9 protein-coding genes and 1 pseudogene are annotated in these 13,910 nt (G+C 49.7%); 6 read left to right on the top strand and 4 right to left on the bottom strand.

All coding sequences use genetic code 11. The features are described from left to right. Both BQ9856_RS15345 and BQ9856_RS15340 read right to left on the bottom strand, forming a co-directional pair. The coding region (locus tag BQ9856_RS15345; RefSeq protein ID WP_139348791.1) for a pyridoxal-phosphate dependent enzyme at positions 1-407 on the bottom strand (407 nt) is incomplete at its 3' end. 72 nt (positions 408-479) lie between these two features. Then, the gene (locus BQ9856_RS15340) at positions 480-1,127 is read right to left on the bottom strand and encodes a helix-turn-helix transcriptional regulator (RefSeq protein WP_077611812.1); all 648 of its coding nucleotides are present in this window, start codon (positions 1,125-1,127) and stop codon (positions 480-482) included. A 328-nt stretch (positions 1,128-1,455) separates the two neighbouring features. Here BQ9856_RS15340 and ssnA (BQ9856_RS15335) point away from each other — a divergent pair, with 328 nt between their 5' ends. Further along, entirely contained in the window at positions 1,456-2,790 is a 1,335-nt protein-coding gene (gene ssnA / locus BQ9856_RS15335; protein ID WP_077611811.1) for a putative aminohydrolase SsnA, read from the top strand. 338 nt (positions 2,791-3,128) lie between these two features. On the opposite strand, the pseudogene BQ9856_RS15325 reads toward ssnA (BQ9856_RS15335), so the two are convergent. Together BQ9856_RS15325 and BQ9856_RS15320 are read right to left on the bottom strand one after the other, a co-directional pair. Further along, a pseudogene (locus tag BQ9856_RS15325) lies at positions 3,129-3,512 on the bottom strand (diaminopropionate ammonia-lyase); the annotation flags it as partial. 72 nt (positions 3,513-3,584) lie between these two features. Continuing rightward, positions 3,585-4,232: a helix-turn-helix transcriptional regulator gene (locus tag BQ9856_RS15320; protein ID WP_077611812.1), complete on the bottom strand. Its 648-nt coding sequence runs from the start codon at positions 4,230-4,232 to the stop codon at positions 3,585-3,587. Positions 4,233-4,560: 328 nt separating this feature from the next. On the opposite strand from BQ9856_RS15320, the gene ssnA (BQ9856_RS15315) reads away from it, so the two are divergent. The 5 genes from ssnA (BQ9856_RS15315) (at position 4,561) to yqeC (ending at position 13,890) form a co-directional block, all read left to right on the top strand. Beyond that, positions 4,561-5,895: a putative aminohydrolase SsnA gene (gene ssnA, locus BQ9856_RS15315; RefSeq protein WP_077611811.1), complete on the top strand. Its 1,335-nt coding sequence runs from the start codon at positions 4,561-4,563 to the stop codon at positions 5,893-5,895. Between the two features lie 102 nt (positions 5,896-5,997). Continuing rightward, positions 5,998-8,988, top strand: a complete 2,991-nt coding sequence (gene ygfK / locus BQ9856_RS15310; RefSeq protein WP_077611810.1) for a putative selenate reductase subunit YgfK — start codon at positions 5,998-6,000, stop codon at positions 8,986-8,988. Between the two features lie 16 nt (positions 8,989-9,004). After that, positions 9,005-11,572, top strand: a complete 2,568-nt coding sequence (gene xdh / locus BQ9856_RS15305; protein ID WP_077611809.1) for a selenium-dependent xanthine dehydrogenase — start codon at positions 9,005-9,007, stop codon at positions 11,570-11,572. A 144-nt stretch (positions 11,573-11,716) separates the two neighbouring features. After that, complete coding sequence (gene hydA / locus BQ9856_RS15300) at positions 11,717-13,096, top strand: dihydropyrimidinase (protein ID WP_077611808.1); 1,380 nt, start codon at positions 11,717-11,719, stop codon at positions 13,094-13,096. Further along, positions 13,093-13,890, top strand: coding sequence for a selenium cofactor biosynthesis protein YqeC (gene yqeC, locus BQ9856_RS15295; RefSeq protein WP_235839221.1), 798 nt, complete (start codon positions 13,093-13,095; stop codon positions 13,888-13,890). Before hydA ends, yqeC begins: the two co-directional genes overlap by 4 nt. The last annotated feature ends 20 nt before the right edge of the window (positions 13,891-13,910 follow it).

The following is a 13,910-nucleotide window of genomic DNA, read 5'->3' as shown; positions in this document are numbered from 1 at the left end:
AATTTGCCCGCAGCCCATGCAACGCCGCGTCCGTGGTTGCCGTCGGTAGCCGTAAAGAAGGTGGCCTGGCCGAATTCTTCTCTTAAAGCGTCAGAAGTGAGGACGCTGTAAGGAAGCTCTGATACATCCCTGCCGATCTGTTTTGCGATATACTTTGCGATCGCAAAGGAACCGCCCAGCACCTTAAAGGCATTTAAGCCGAACCGGTAAGATTCGTCTTTCACATAAACCTGGCCAAGGCCCAGATGATCTGCCATGTGATCCAGTTTTGCAAGGGGAGTCCTGCTGTACTGCGGGAAGCTTTCGTGAAAGCTTCTCGCTTTCCTGATTTCATCCAGGGCCATGACCGGCAAGTTCTTATCATCGGTCTTTGGCATGGTGTTTACAACCCATTCAATTGGTTTCATAATTACGCATTCTCCTTTTTTAATTTTAATTAGGAAGTCCGATTAGACCTCCGCCTGCCTTCATGAAGGAAATCATGCCTTTTCTTTATTCGCATCCATATAGCTGTACAGAGTGAATTTGGATATGCCGAAATAATTGGATACCTTGTCGCCTGATTTGGTGATCAGGAACGCTCCGGCATCGTTTAAATACTGGATCGCAGTGACTTTGTCGTCTTTGCTCATGAGAGCAACCGGCTTTCCGACCAAAGCCACAGACTGTTCGATCAGCGTATCAAGCAGATCGTTAACATTATGGGTGATTTTCTTTGGCTGTTTATCCCCGCCCGCTGTTTCTGCGGTAGTGAGAAGGGACTTTAATGCGTTATCAATGGTAAGCAGTCCTGTGATGTCGTAGTTAAGTGCCAGAATGTAGTCAACGGTATTATCCTTTCCTCTTATATACATGGTGCTGGATTTTAAAATCCTTCCGTCATCGGTCCTTGTCAGATAGGAAAGACGGTCTTTTAAAAGGTCCGGGTTCTTCTTTAATGTTTCCAGAACGATTTCAGAGGGGCCGTCCCCCAGCTTCCGGTTGCTTACCTGGCCATTTTCGATAAAGACGATGGAACTCTCGATATCTTCTTTTCTCAAATCATGGATCACTACCTCACAATTGTTTCCGAAATGAGCAGCGACTCCTTGCGCAATCTGTATCAGTAATTCAAGCTTTGAATCCATGTGGTACTTTCCCCCTTGTCTGAACTTCTTATATTCCCATCATAGCATAAAAAATTTAAATTTCAAGAGTTTTTCTAAAAATTTTTTAGGCTCACTAATTTTTTTTGTATTTTTTGCTTGCATTTCTTTATATGAAATGATACACTGTACCTATCAAGAGATTTATGGTGTAATCTGTATAAAAAAACGTGGAATAAGAGAGTAAGTATAAGCAGATTGCAAAAATAAAGTGCAGGCATGGGGGAAGGGTTTCTGTGCGGTTTGTATACTGAAAAATTTTAAGAATTTACTTAATAATATTAGAAAATCAAAAAAAGGAGATAAAAACATGCTGATTATCGGGAATGGAAGAATGATTACAAGAGACCCTCAGAATCCGTTTTTTGAGAACGGAGCAGTTGCAATAGAAGAGGGGACGATCCGTAAGGCAGGGACCACAGAAGAGATAAAAAAGGCATATCCGGATGCAGAATATATTGATGCCAGAGGCGGGGTCATCATGCCGGCCTTTATCAATGCCCATGAACACATTTACAGCGCTTTTGCCAGAGGTTTAAGCATCAATGGTTATGACCCTCACGGTTTTCTGGAAATCTTAGACGGTATGTGGTGGACCATAGACCGGAACCTCACACTGGAGGAGACCCGGTTGAGCGCCATGGCAACGTTCATTGATTCCATTAAAAACGGCGTGACAACGGCCTTTGACCACCATGCCAGTTTCGGGCATATTACCGGTTCCCTGTTTCAGATCGAAGAGGCTGCCAGAGAGACCGGCGTCCGTTCCTGTTTGTGTTATGAAGTTTCCGACCGGGACGGAAAGGATAAGGCCAGAGAGGCGGTTCTGGAGAACGAGGCATTTATTAAGCACGCGCTGGCCGATGACAGCGGTATGACCGCGGGAATGATGGGAATGCATGCCCAGTTCACGATTTCCGATGAGACCATGGAGCTTGCGGCCTCCCATAAGCCGGACGGTGTGGGATACCACATTCATGTGGCGGAGGGGATCGAAGATCTCCATGACTGCCTGAAAAAATACGGCAAACGGATCGTGGACCGCCTGATGGACTGCGGCATATTAGGTGAGAAGACCCTGCTCGGCCACTGTATCTATATCAATCCCCATGAAATGCAGCTTATTAAGGATACCGATACCATGGTGGTCCATAATCCGGAGTCCAACATGGGCAATGCCTGCGGCTGTCCGCCGACCATGGAGCTGGTTCACAGAGGGGTATTGACCGGCCTTGGAACCGATGGTTATACTCATGATATGACGGAATCCTACAAAGCAGCCAACATTCTTCACAAGCACCATCTGTGCGATCCCAATGCGGCATGGGGCGAGGTTCCTGAAATGCTGTTTGAAGGAAACGCAAGGATTGCCGGCCGTTATTTTAATAAGCCTCTGGGGATCTTAAAAGAGGGGGCGGCGGCAGATGTCATTGTTACCGATTATATTCCGTTAACGCCTATGAATGCCGGTAACTGCAACAGCCACATCCTTTTCGGAATGACAGGGCGCAGTGTGGTGACCACGGTATGCAACGGGAAGGTTTTGATGAAAGACCGTATCCTCACCTGCATTGACGAAGAAAAGGTGATGGCAGACTGCAGGCAGGCAGCCGGCGCGCTGGCAAAACGGATCAATTCCAGATAGTATTAATAAAAATAGTCAAAACGCAGAACCTACAAATATAGAATATTCACTGCGGGCTGCCTGGGGTTTTAAGAAGCGGACAGCCCGCTGCAGGAGGTAAAAATGGGAGATAGAATGACACCAATGCCATTTGAGCAGTTAATGGACTGGATTATAAGGGAGTATGAGAAAAGGGAGACTGTTTTTGGGGTTTACAGACCATATAAAGCTGACGGGAGAAATAACCGTAAAATATTCGGGCGTACCTTGGAAACGCCCATCGGACCGGCAGCCGGTCCTCACACCCAGCTGGCTCAGAACATTGTGGCTGCTTACTATGCGGGAAGCCGTTTCTTNACGCCGCGTCCGTGGTTGCCGTCGGTAGCCGTAAAGAAGGTGGCCTGGCCGAATTCTTCTCTTAAAGCGTCAGAAGTGAGGACGCTGTAAGGAAGCTCTGATACATCCCTGCCGATCTGTTTTGCGATATACTTTGCGATCGCAAAGGAACCGCCCAGCACCTTAAAGGCATTTAAGCCGAACCGGTAAGATTCGTCTTTCACATAAACCTGGCCAAGGCCCAGATGATCTGCCATGTGATCCAGTTTTGCAAGGGGAGTCCTGCTGTACTGCGGGAAGCTTTCGTGAAAGCTTCTCGCTTTCCTGATTTCATCCAGGGCCATGACCGGCAAGTTCTTATCATCGGTCTTTGGCATGGTGTTTACAACCCATTCAATTGGTTTCATAATTACGCATTCTCCTTTTTTAATTTTAATTAGGAAGTCCGATTAGACCTCCGCCTGCCTTCATGAAGGAAATCATGCCTTTTCTTTATTCGCATCCATATAGCTGTACAGAGTGAATTTGGATATGCCGAAATAATTGGATACCTTGTCGCCTGATTTGGTGATCAGGAACGCTCCGGCATCGTTTAAATACTGGATCGCAGTGACTTTGTCGTCTTTGCTCATGAGAGCAACCGGCTTTCCGACCAAAGCCACAGACTGTTCGATCAGCGTATCAAGCAGATCGTTAACATTATGGGTGATTTTCTTTGGCTGTTTATCCCCGCCCGCTGTTTCTGCGGTAGTGAGAAGGGACTTTAATGCGTTATCAATGGTAAGCAGTCCTGTGATGTCGTAGTTAAGTGCCAGAATGTAGTCAACGGTATTATCCTTTCCTCTTATATACATGGTGCTGGATTTTAAAATCCTTCCGTCATCGGTCCTTGTCAGATAGGAAAGACGGTCTTTTAAAAGGTCCGGGTTCTTCTTTAATGTTTCCAGAACGATTTCAGAGGGGCCGTCCCCCAGCTTCCGGTTGCTTACCTGGCCATTTTCGATAAAGACGATGGAACTCTCGATATCTTCTTTTCTCAAATCATGGATCACTACCTCACAATTGTTTCCGAAATGAGCAGCGACTCCTTGCGCAATCTGTATCAGTAATTCAAGCTTTGAATCCATGTGGTACTTTCCCCCTTGTCTGAACTTCTTATATTCCCATCATAGCATAAAAAATTTAAATTTCAAGAGTTTTTCTAAAAATTTTTTAGGCTCACTAATTTTTTTTGTATTTTTTGCTTGCATTTCTTTATATGAAATGATACACTGTACCTATCAAGAGATTTATGGTGTAATCTGTATAAAAAAACGTGGAATAAGAGAGTAAGTATAAGCAGATTGCAAAAATAAAGTGCAGGCATGGGGGAAGGGTTTCTGTGCGGTTTGTATACTGAAAAATTTTAAGAATTTACTTAATAATATTAGAAAATCAAAAAAAGGAGATAAAAACATGCTGATTATCGGGAATGGAAGAATGATTACAAGAGACCCTCAGAATCCGTTTTTTGAGAACGGAGCAGTTGCAATAGAAGAGGGGACGATCCGTAAGGCAGGGACCACAGAAGAGATAAAAAAGGCATATCCGGATGCAGAATATATTGATGCCAGAGGCGGGGTCATCATGCCGGCCTTTATCAATGCCCATGAACACATTTACAGCGCTTTTGCCAGAGGTTTAAGCATCAATGGTTATGACCCTCACGGTTTTCTGGAAATCTTAGACGGTATGTGGTGGACCATAGACCGGAACCTCACACTGGAGGAGACCCGGTTGAGCGCCATGGCAACGTTCATTGATTCCATTAAAAACGGCGTGACAACGGCCTTTGACCACCATGCCAGTTTCGGGCATATTACCGGTTCCCTGTTTCAGATCGAAGAGGCTGCCAGAGAGACCGGCGTCCGTTCCTGTTTGTGTTATGAAGTTTCCGACCGGGACGGAAAGGATAAGGCCAGAGAGGCGGTTCTGGAGAACGAGGCATTTATTAAGCACGCGCTGGCCGATGACAGCGGTATGACCGCGGGAATGATGGGAATGCATGCCCAGTTCACGATTTCCGATGAGACCATGGAGCTTGCGGCCTCCCATAAGCCGGACGGTGTGGGATACCACATTCATGTGGCGGAGGGGATCGAAGATCTCCATGACTGCCTGAAAAAATACGGCAAACGGATCGTGGACCGCCTGATGGACTGCGGCATATTAGGTGAGAAGACCCTGCTCGGCCACTGTATCTATATCAATCCCCATGAAATGCAGCTTATTAAGGATACCGATACCATGGTGGTCCATAATCCGGAGTCCAACATGGGCAATGCCTGCGGCTGTCCGCCGACCATGGAGCTGGTTCACAGAGGGGTATTGACCGGCCTTGGAACCGATGGTTATACTCATGATATGACGGAATCCTACAAAGCAGCCAACATTCTTCACAAGCACCATCTGTGCGATCCCAATGCGGCATGGGGCGAGGTTCCTGAAATGCTGTTTGAAGGAAACGCAAGGATTGCCGGCCGTTATTTTAATAAGCCTCTGGGGATCTTAAAAGAGGGGGCGGCGGCAGATGTCATTGTTACCGATTATATTCCGTTAACGCCTATGAATGCCGGTAACTGCAACAGCCACATCCTTTTCGGAATGACAGGGCGCAGTGTGGTGACCACGGTATGCAACGGGAAGGTTTTGATGAAAGACCGTATCCTCACCTGCATTGACGAAGAAAAGGTGATGGCAGACTGCAGGCAGGCAGCCGGCGCGCTGGCAAAACGGATCAATTCCAGATAGTATTAATAAAAATAGTCAAAACGCAGAACCTACAAATATAGAATATTCACTGCGGGCTGCCTGGGGTTTTAAGAAGCGGACAGCCCGCTGCAGGAGGTAAAAATGGGAGATAGAATGACACCAATGCCATTTGAGCAGTTAATGGACTGGATTATAAGGGAGTATGAGAAAAGGGAGACTGTTTTTGGGGTTTACAGACCATATAAAGCTGACGGGAGAAATAACCGTAAAATATTCGGGCGTACCTTGGAAACGCCCATCGGACCGGCAGCCGGTCCTCACACCCAGCTGGCTCAGAACATTGTGGCTGCTTACTATGCGGGAAGCCGTTTCTTTGAACTGAAGACCGTCCAGATTTTAGACGGTGAGGACCTGCCCGTGAGCAAGCCGTGCATCAGGGCAGATGACGAATGCTATAATTGTGAATGGTCCACGGAGCTCTATGTTTTGCAGGCGCAGGAAGAATATATCAAGGCATGGTTCCTGCTTCACATCATTGCCAGGGAATACGGCCTTGGGGCTATGGATGGCTTTCAGTTCAATATGAGTGTGGGATATGACCTGGAAGGAATCAAGTCCCCGAAGGTGAATTCATTTATTAACTCCATGAAGGATGCTAAAAATACGGAAGTCTTTAAGGCCTGCAGGAAATATCTTTTGGACCACAGGGACCGGTTCCGGAACATGACAAGAGAGGACATTGAGAATATCCCTTCCGGAATCTGCAATTCCGTGACCCTTTCCACCCTGCATGGCTGCCCGCCTCAGGAGATCCGGAGAATCGCTGCTTATTTAATAGAAGAGAAAGGCCTGAATACTTTCGTTAAATGCAACCCGACTCTCCTGGGATATGAATTTGCAAGAAAGACCATGGATGAAATGGGATACGATTACGTGGCATTCGGGGATTTCCATTTCCTCGATGACCTGCAATATAAGGATGCAGTCCCCATGTTAGAGAGCCTCATGGCTCTGGCTGAGGAAAAGCATCTGGAATTTGGCGTAAAGATCACGAATACCTTCCCGGTGGATGTAAAGAACAATGAGCTTCCCAGCGAAGAAATGTATATGTCCGGAAAATCCTTATATCCCCTTTCCATCACGCTGGCTGCCAGGCTTGCCGGGGAGTTTGCCGGAAAGCTGCGGATATCTTTCTCCGGCGGTGCGGATTATCACAACATCAAGGCCATTGTGGACGCAGGAGTCTGGCCGGTTACCGTGGCGACCACACTGTTAAAGCCGGGCGGCTATCAGAGGCTTCTGCAGATGGCAGAGAAGCTGGAGGAAGGCCCTGTGGAATTTACAGGAGTCGATCCGGAAAAGACAGCGAAGCTGGCAGAGGATTCCGTTTACGACCCGCGCCACAGAAAGGCGGTAAAGCCGCTTCCTTCCAGAAAGATGGCGAAGTCCGTTCCGCTGATCGACTGCTATGTGGCTCCCTGTAAGGAAGGCTGTCCGATCCATCAGGATATTACCACCTATCTGCAGCTGTCCGGTGCAGGCAGATACGAAGAGGCCATGAAGGTGATCGCAGAGAAGAATCCGCTTCCTTTCATTACCGGAACCATCTGCGCCCATAACTGCATGAGCAAGTGCAACCGGAATTATTATGAAGATCCGGTCAATATCCGGGGAGTCAAGCTGGTGTGCGCGGAGGGCGGATACGATGCACTCATGAAGGAAATCAAAGCAGGTAAACTGACCGGCAAAAAGACCGCAATCGTGGGCGGAGGACCGGCTGGGCTTGCAGCGGCATATTTCCTGACAAAGAACGGGATGCCTGCAACCATTTTTGAAAAGAGCGGCAGTCTCGGAGGCGTGGTAAAACACGTGATTCCGGCTTTTCGTATCCCGGATGAGGCCATTGATAAGGATGTGGCCCTGTCCTTAGCCTATGGGGCAGAGGTCAGGTTAAACACCGAGGTAACAAGCCTTGAAGAATTAAAAAAGGAAGGCTTTGACTATATCATCCTTGCCGCAGGCGCATCAAAGCCCGGCGTTCTGGAGCTTAAGGCCGGGAATGCCATGAATGCACTGGATTTCCTGGCTCAATTTAAGGAAAAGGCTGGAAAAGTTAATATCGGAAAAAACGTAGCCGTGATCGGCGGCGGCAATACGGCCATGGATACGGCAAGAGCGGTGAAGAGAACGGAAGGCGTGGAACATTCCTATCTGGTTTACCGGAGAACCAAACGCTATATGCCGGCGGATGAGGAAGAACTGGTCATGGCCCTGGAAGACGGTGTGGAATTTATGGAACTGCTGTCCCCGGTGGAGTTTAAAGAAGGGAAGCTTCTCTGTAAATTGATGAAGCTTTCCGATACCGATGCTGCCGGAAGACGCGGAATTGTTGAAACCGGGGAAACCGTGGAGATTCCGGCCGATACGGTCATCGCTGCGGTAGGCGAACAGGTTCCTGCGGAATTTTACGAAGCAAACGGCATTCCTGTAAACAGCCGCGGCAGAGTCCTTGTAAATGAGGAAACCCTGGAAACCGGCGTGACCGGTGTGTACGCCATAGGTGACGGACTCTATGGGCCGGGGACTGTGGTTGAGGCCATGAGGGATGCCCGCATGGCGGCGGAAGCCATCCTGGGAAAGAAAGCTGCCGTTGATTTTGACGATACCGCAGAGGATTTATGCGGGCTTTATGACAGGCGCGGAATATTAGAGGGAACCAGAGAATATAAGGAAGAGGGCTCCAGATGCCTGGGCTGCTCCAACATCTGCGAAAACTGTGCGGAGGTCTGCCCCAACCGTGCCAATCTGGCGCTCCGCATTCCGGGCTTATCCATGCATCAGATTGTCCATGTGGATTCTATGTGCAATGAGTGCGGAAACTGTAAGAGCTTCTGTCCGTATGACAGCGCTCCCTATCTGGATAAGCTTACTTTATTTGCCAATGAGGCTGATATGGAAAACAGCAAAAACCAGGGATTTGTTGTATTGGATAAGGAAACAGCTGCCTGCAAGGTGCGTTACCTGGGAAATCTATATACATGGAAAGCCGGAGAACCGGGCAGTGTGATCCCGAAAGATCTTGGCAAGATCATGGAAACCGTCTGCAGAGACTACGATTACCTCTTAGGATAGGAAAGCAGGTGAAACAATGGTTAGCTTTATAGTAAACGGAAAAACGGTGACTGTCCCGGAGGACAGGAAGCTTATGGATATTCTGAGAATGGATCTGGGACTGAAGTCCGTGAAAGACGGATGCAGCGAAGGTGCCTGCGGAACCTGTACGGTACTGATTGACGGAAAGGCCGTCAAAGCCTGCGTCCAGAAGGCCGCAAAGCTGGAAGGAAAAACCATACTGACCGTAGAGGGCCTTTCAGACCGGGAAAAAGAAGTGTATGTTTATGCTTTTGGCGAGGCAGGAGCCGTTCAGTGCGGCTTCTGTATCCCGGGCATGGTGATGTGTGCCAAGGCGCTTATTGATGAGAATCCGGATCCAGCCAGGGATGAAGCAGCCTTTGCGATCCGTAACAATATCTGCCGCTGCACCGGATATAAAAAGATCATTGATGCGATATTACTGGCGGCAAAGCTGTTCCGCGAGGATATAAGAGATTTAAAAGCCCCGAAGGTAAAACATGTGGGGCAGCGTGCCCACCGGCTGGACGTTCCGGAAAAGGTTCTGGGATATGGAGAATACGCGGACGATATGGAAATAGACGGAATGATCTGCGGAAGTGCCATCCGCACCCGGTATCCAAGGGCAAGGGTTTTATCCATCGATACAGCGGAAGCAAAGGCCCTGCCGGGAGTCCGCGCTGTCTTAACGGCCGATGATGTTCCGGGAAAGAATAAAGTAGGCCATTTGAAGAAGGACTGGGACACCATGATCCCGATAGGAGAGATCACCCGCTACGTGGGAGATGCGGTTTGTCTTGTGGCGGCGGATACGCCGGAAATTCTGGAAGAGGCCAAAAAATTGGTTCGGATTGAATATAAGGAGCTGCCGGGCGTATTTTCCCCTCAGGAAGCCCTAAAGCCGGATGCTCCTCTGGTTCACGAGACCGGCAATATTCTGGCTCACGAACACCTCATCAGGGGAGATGCGAAAAAGGCCATTGAAAGTTCTGCCCATGTGGTGACAAAGCAGTATTTCACCCCATTTACGGAACACGCTTTTCTGGAACCGGAGTGCGCCATTGCCATTGTGGACAGAGAAAAGGAAGAGGCGGTCATCTATTCCTCTGACCAGGGAACCTACGATACCCAGAAGGAATGCTCCGGCATGCTGGGCTGGGAGCTGAGCAAGGTCCATGTCATCAACAAGCTGGTAGGCGGCGGTTTCGGAGGCAAGGAGGACATGTCCGTACAGCATCATGCGCTTTTGCTGGCATATCATACCGGAAAGCCTGTAAAGGTAAAGCTGACCCGGAAGGAAAGCATTATGGTCCATCCGAAGCGGCACCCGGCCTATATGGAATTTACAACAGCCTGTGATGAAAACGGATATTTGACCGGAATGACGGCGAAGGTCATTACGGATACGGGGGCTTATGCGTCCCTTGGAGGCCCGGTGCTTCAACGGCTCTGCACCCATGCGGCGGGCCCTTATAATTATCAGAATATCGACATTGAGGGAACCGCAGTGTATACCAATAACCCTCCGGCAGGCGCTTTCCGCGGCTTTGGAGTGACCCAGAGCTGCTTTGCCACCGAGTGCAATATCAATCTCCTGGCGGAGAAAGTGGGGATCAGTCCATGGGAAATCCGATACCGCAATGCCATCCGGCCGGGTCAGGAACTGCCGAACGGCCAGATCGCCGCGCCTGGAACAGCCCTGGTGGAGACCCTTGAGGCGGTGAAAGAAATCTATAAAACCCATCCATATGCAGGAATCGCCTGTGCCATGAAAAATGCTGGAGTAGGCGTAGGGCTCCCGGACTGGGGACGCTGCAGGCTTACCGTAGAAGGCGGAAAGATCCATATCCGGTCCGGCGCCTCCTGCATCGGCCAGGGATTGGGAACGGTTCTGGAGCAGGTGGTATGCGAGGCTCTTGGAATCACAGGAGATCAAGTGGTTTACGTTCCGGCTGAGACCAATCTGGCACCGGATTCCGGCACCACATCCGGTTCCCGCCAGACCCTGGTAACAGGCGAAGCGGCAAGAAGGGCATGTCAGGGCATTTTAGAAGACTTAAAGGGCGGAAAGTCCCTTTCCGGTTTGAACGGAAAAGAATATTACGGAGAATATCTGGCAGCCACCGATCCCATGGGAAGCGAAAAGAAGAATCCCGTATCCCATGTGGCTTATGGATTTGCGACCCAGGTGGTATGCTTAAACGAAGACGGTACCGTGGAAAAGATCGTGGCGGCCCATGACGTGGGAAAGGCCATCAATCCCTTATCCGTGGAAGGCCAGATCGAGGGAGGCGTTATCATGTCCTTGGGATATGCACTGACAGAGGATTTCCCCTTAGACCATGGAAACCCTCTCGCCAGGTTCGGGACCCTTGGGCTGTTCCGCGCGGATAAGACGCCTGATGTGGAAAGCATCATTGTGGAACAGAATCAGGACCCGCTGGCTTTCGGAGCGGTGGGAATCGGTGAGATTACCTCGATCCCGACGGCTCCGGCCGTTCAGGGAGCCTACTACAAGCTGGATGGGCAGTTCCGCACATCCCTGCCTATGGAAGATACGGCTTATAGAAAAAAGAAAAAATAGCTGTTTTAAAAATGGATCGGCGCAGGCGGAGAAAAGGATTTCTCCCTGCGCCTTTCGGGGTTGACAGCAGCAAATAGCCGGGAAAGATAAAACGGGCCGGACAGACCGGCCCGGAACCTGTATAAGAAAGGAAGTAGATATTCTATGAAGACGCTATTAAAAGGCGGAACCGTGGTGTCGGGAAGCGGCGTAACCGCGGCAGATGTCCTTATGGAGAATGGAAAGATCAAAGCCGTGGAAGCCGGGATCCGGGATAGGGAAGCGGAGGTTATCGATGTGTCAGGCAAGCTTCTGTTCCCCGGTTTCATTGATGCACATACTCATTTTGACCTTCATGTGGCAGGGACCGTGACCGCGGATAATTTTGAGACGGGGACAAGGGCTGCGCTGGCAGGCGGAACTACCATGATCATTGATTTTGCCACCCAGTATCAGGGAGAGAGCTTAGGCAAAGCCCTGGAGAACTGGCATAAAAAGGCAGATGGCAACGCATCCTGTGACTATGGCTTTCATTTGGCAATATCGGACTGGAATCCTTCCGTCAGCGAAGAACTTAAAAAAATCGTGGATGGCGGTGTTACCTCCTTTAAGCTTTACATGACCTACGATGAGATGTATTTAAATGATAAGAAAATATACCAGGTGCTAAAGCGCTTAAAGGAAGTGGGCGGAATTGCAGGCGTCCATTGTGAAAATATGGGGATCATCGAGGCTCTGGTGGAAGAAGAAAAGGCAAAAGAGAATCTGGGTGTAAACGCCCATAAAAAGACCAGGCCTGCCGCAGTGGAGGCGGAGGCCGTCAGCAGGCTCTTAAAAATCGCGGACCTTGCGGACGCTCCGGTGATCGTAGTCCATTTAAGCTCCGGAGCGGGATATCAGGAAGTGAAATATGCCAGAGAACGGGGCCAGGAGGTTTATGTGGAAACCTGCCCTCAGTACCTGATTCTCGATGAAAGCGTCTATGACCTGCCTGGCTTTGAGGGAAGTAAATATGTAATTTCACCGACCATCAAGAAAGAAACGGACAGCAACAGGCTGTGGCATGCCCTCCGCAAGGGCAATATCCAGACTGTATCCACCGATCACTGCAGCTTTACCACCGGTCAGAAGGCAGCGGGGAAAGAGGACTTCACGAAGATTCCCAACGGCATGCCGGGAGTGGAAGCGCGCCCGGCTCTGATGTACAGCTTTGGGACAGCGGACCATGATTTAAAGCTGGAACAGATTTGTAAGCTGCTTTCTGAGAATCCGGCAAAGCTTTACGGTGTTTATCCTCAGAAAGGGGCCATTGCTCCGGGAAGCGATGGGGATATCGTGGTGTGGAATCCGGATATCCGGTGGACCATGTCCGCAGAAAATCAGGTGGCAAATGTGGACTATTGCCCCTTTGAAGGAACAGAGGTAAAGGGAAAAGCGGAACTTGTGTTCTTAAAGGGCCGTCTGGCGGCAGAGGATGGCCGGGTGGTTCTGGAAAAAACAGGTTCTTATGTTCCGAGAAAAAGGCATATGGAGCTGAACGGATGAGGGCAAAGAACATTTATACCTGGGAAGACCGCAAGGCCGGACAGGTGATGGCAGGGAGGGACTCCCTGTGGGATGCTCTTGGTCTTTCCTGGCGGGAGCACATGGTGATCTCCTTTACCGGAGGCGGCGGAAAGACGAGCGCCATGTTTTCCCTGGCCGATGAACTGGCGGATCGGGGAAAACATGTGATCGTCACCACCAGTACGCATATCTTCTTCCCGCAAAACAGAAGAGTCGTGCCTGCAGACCGGGCTGAAACAGTAAAAAAATTTATAAAAGACCATGCAGAATGGTTTTCCTCCGGCACAGGCCGGGTCCTGGTAACAGGCTGCCCCGGGCCGGAAGGCAAGTTAAAGGGCATGCCCCTTTCGGAAATGGAAAAGCTTGCAGGCTGCGGGGATATACTTCTCGTGGAGGCGGATGGAGCGAAGCGGCTGCCGATCAAGATTCCCAGGGAAGGGGAACCGGTTCTTTTAAAAAATACCCATGCGGTGATCGGATGTGCCGGTCTGGACTCCATCGGCCGGCCCTGGGAAGAGAAATGTTTCCGGTGGGAGCTTGCAGAAAAGGTATTTGGCTGGCAGACGGAAAAAAAGCTTATCACACCTGCCCAGGTAGCGCAGCTCCTGGTAAGCGGCCAGGGAACCAGAAAGGGAGCAGAATCCATGGAGTACCGGATTCTCTTAAATAAGGCGGACGATGAATCCAGGCTGTCCGATGCGGCCAAAGTGCTGGAATCAATGGAAGCAGAATGGAAACGGCGCTGTGTAGTAACCAGCTTTTTTACAATATAAGTAAGGACGGTATATAGAAG

Source organism: Clostridium sp. Marseille-P2415 (genome assembly GCF_900155545.1).
Taxonomy (GTDB): domain Bacteria; phylum Bacillota; class Clostridia; order Lachnospirales; family Lachnospiraceae; genus Lacrimispora.
Note: the sequence above shows the minus strand (reverse complement) of the source record. Positions and strands in the feature narration are given on the sequence as shown.

Excerpts from the sequence above, each read along its gene's own strand:
- ssnA (WP_077611811.1), top strand. The coding sequence starts at position 4,561 with ATGCTGATTATCGGGAATGGAAGAATGATTACAAGAGACCCTCAGAAT.
- hydA (WP_077611808.1), top strand. The coding sequence starts at position 11,717 with ATGAAGACGCTATTAAAAGGCGGAACCGTGGTGTCGGGAAGCGGCGTA.
- ssnA (WP_077611811.1), top strand. The coding sequence starts at position 1,456 with ATGCTGATTATCGGGAATGGAAGAATGATTACAAGAGACCCTCAGAAT.
- ygfK (WP_077611810.1), top strand. The coding sequence starts at position 5,998 with ATGGGAGATAGAATGACACCAATGCCATTTGAGCAGTTAATGGACTGG.
- xdh (WP_077611809.1), top strand. The coding sequence starts at position 9,005 with ATGGTTAGCTTTATAGTAAACGGAAAAACGGTGACTGTCCCGGAGGAC.
- BQ9856_RS15320 (WP_077611812.1), bottom strand. The coding sequence starts at position 4,232 with ATGGATTCAAAGCTTGAATTACTGATACAGATTGCGCAAGGAGTCGCT.
- BQ9856_RS15340 (WP_077611812.1), bottom strand. The coding sequence starts at position 1,127 with ATGGATTCAAAGCTTGAATTACTGATACAGATTGCGCAAGGAGTCGCT.
- yqeC (WP_235839221.1), top strand. The coding sequence starts at position 13,093 with ATGAGGGCAAAGAACATTTATACCTGGGAAGACCGCAAGGCCGGACAG.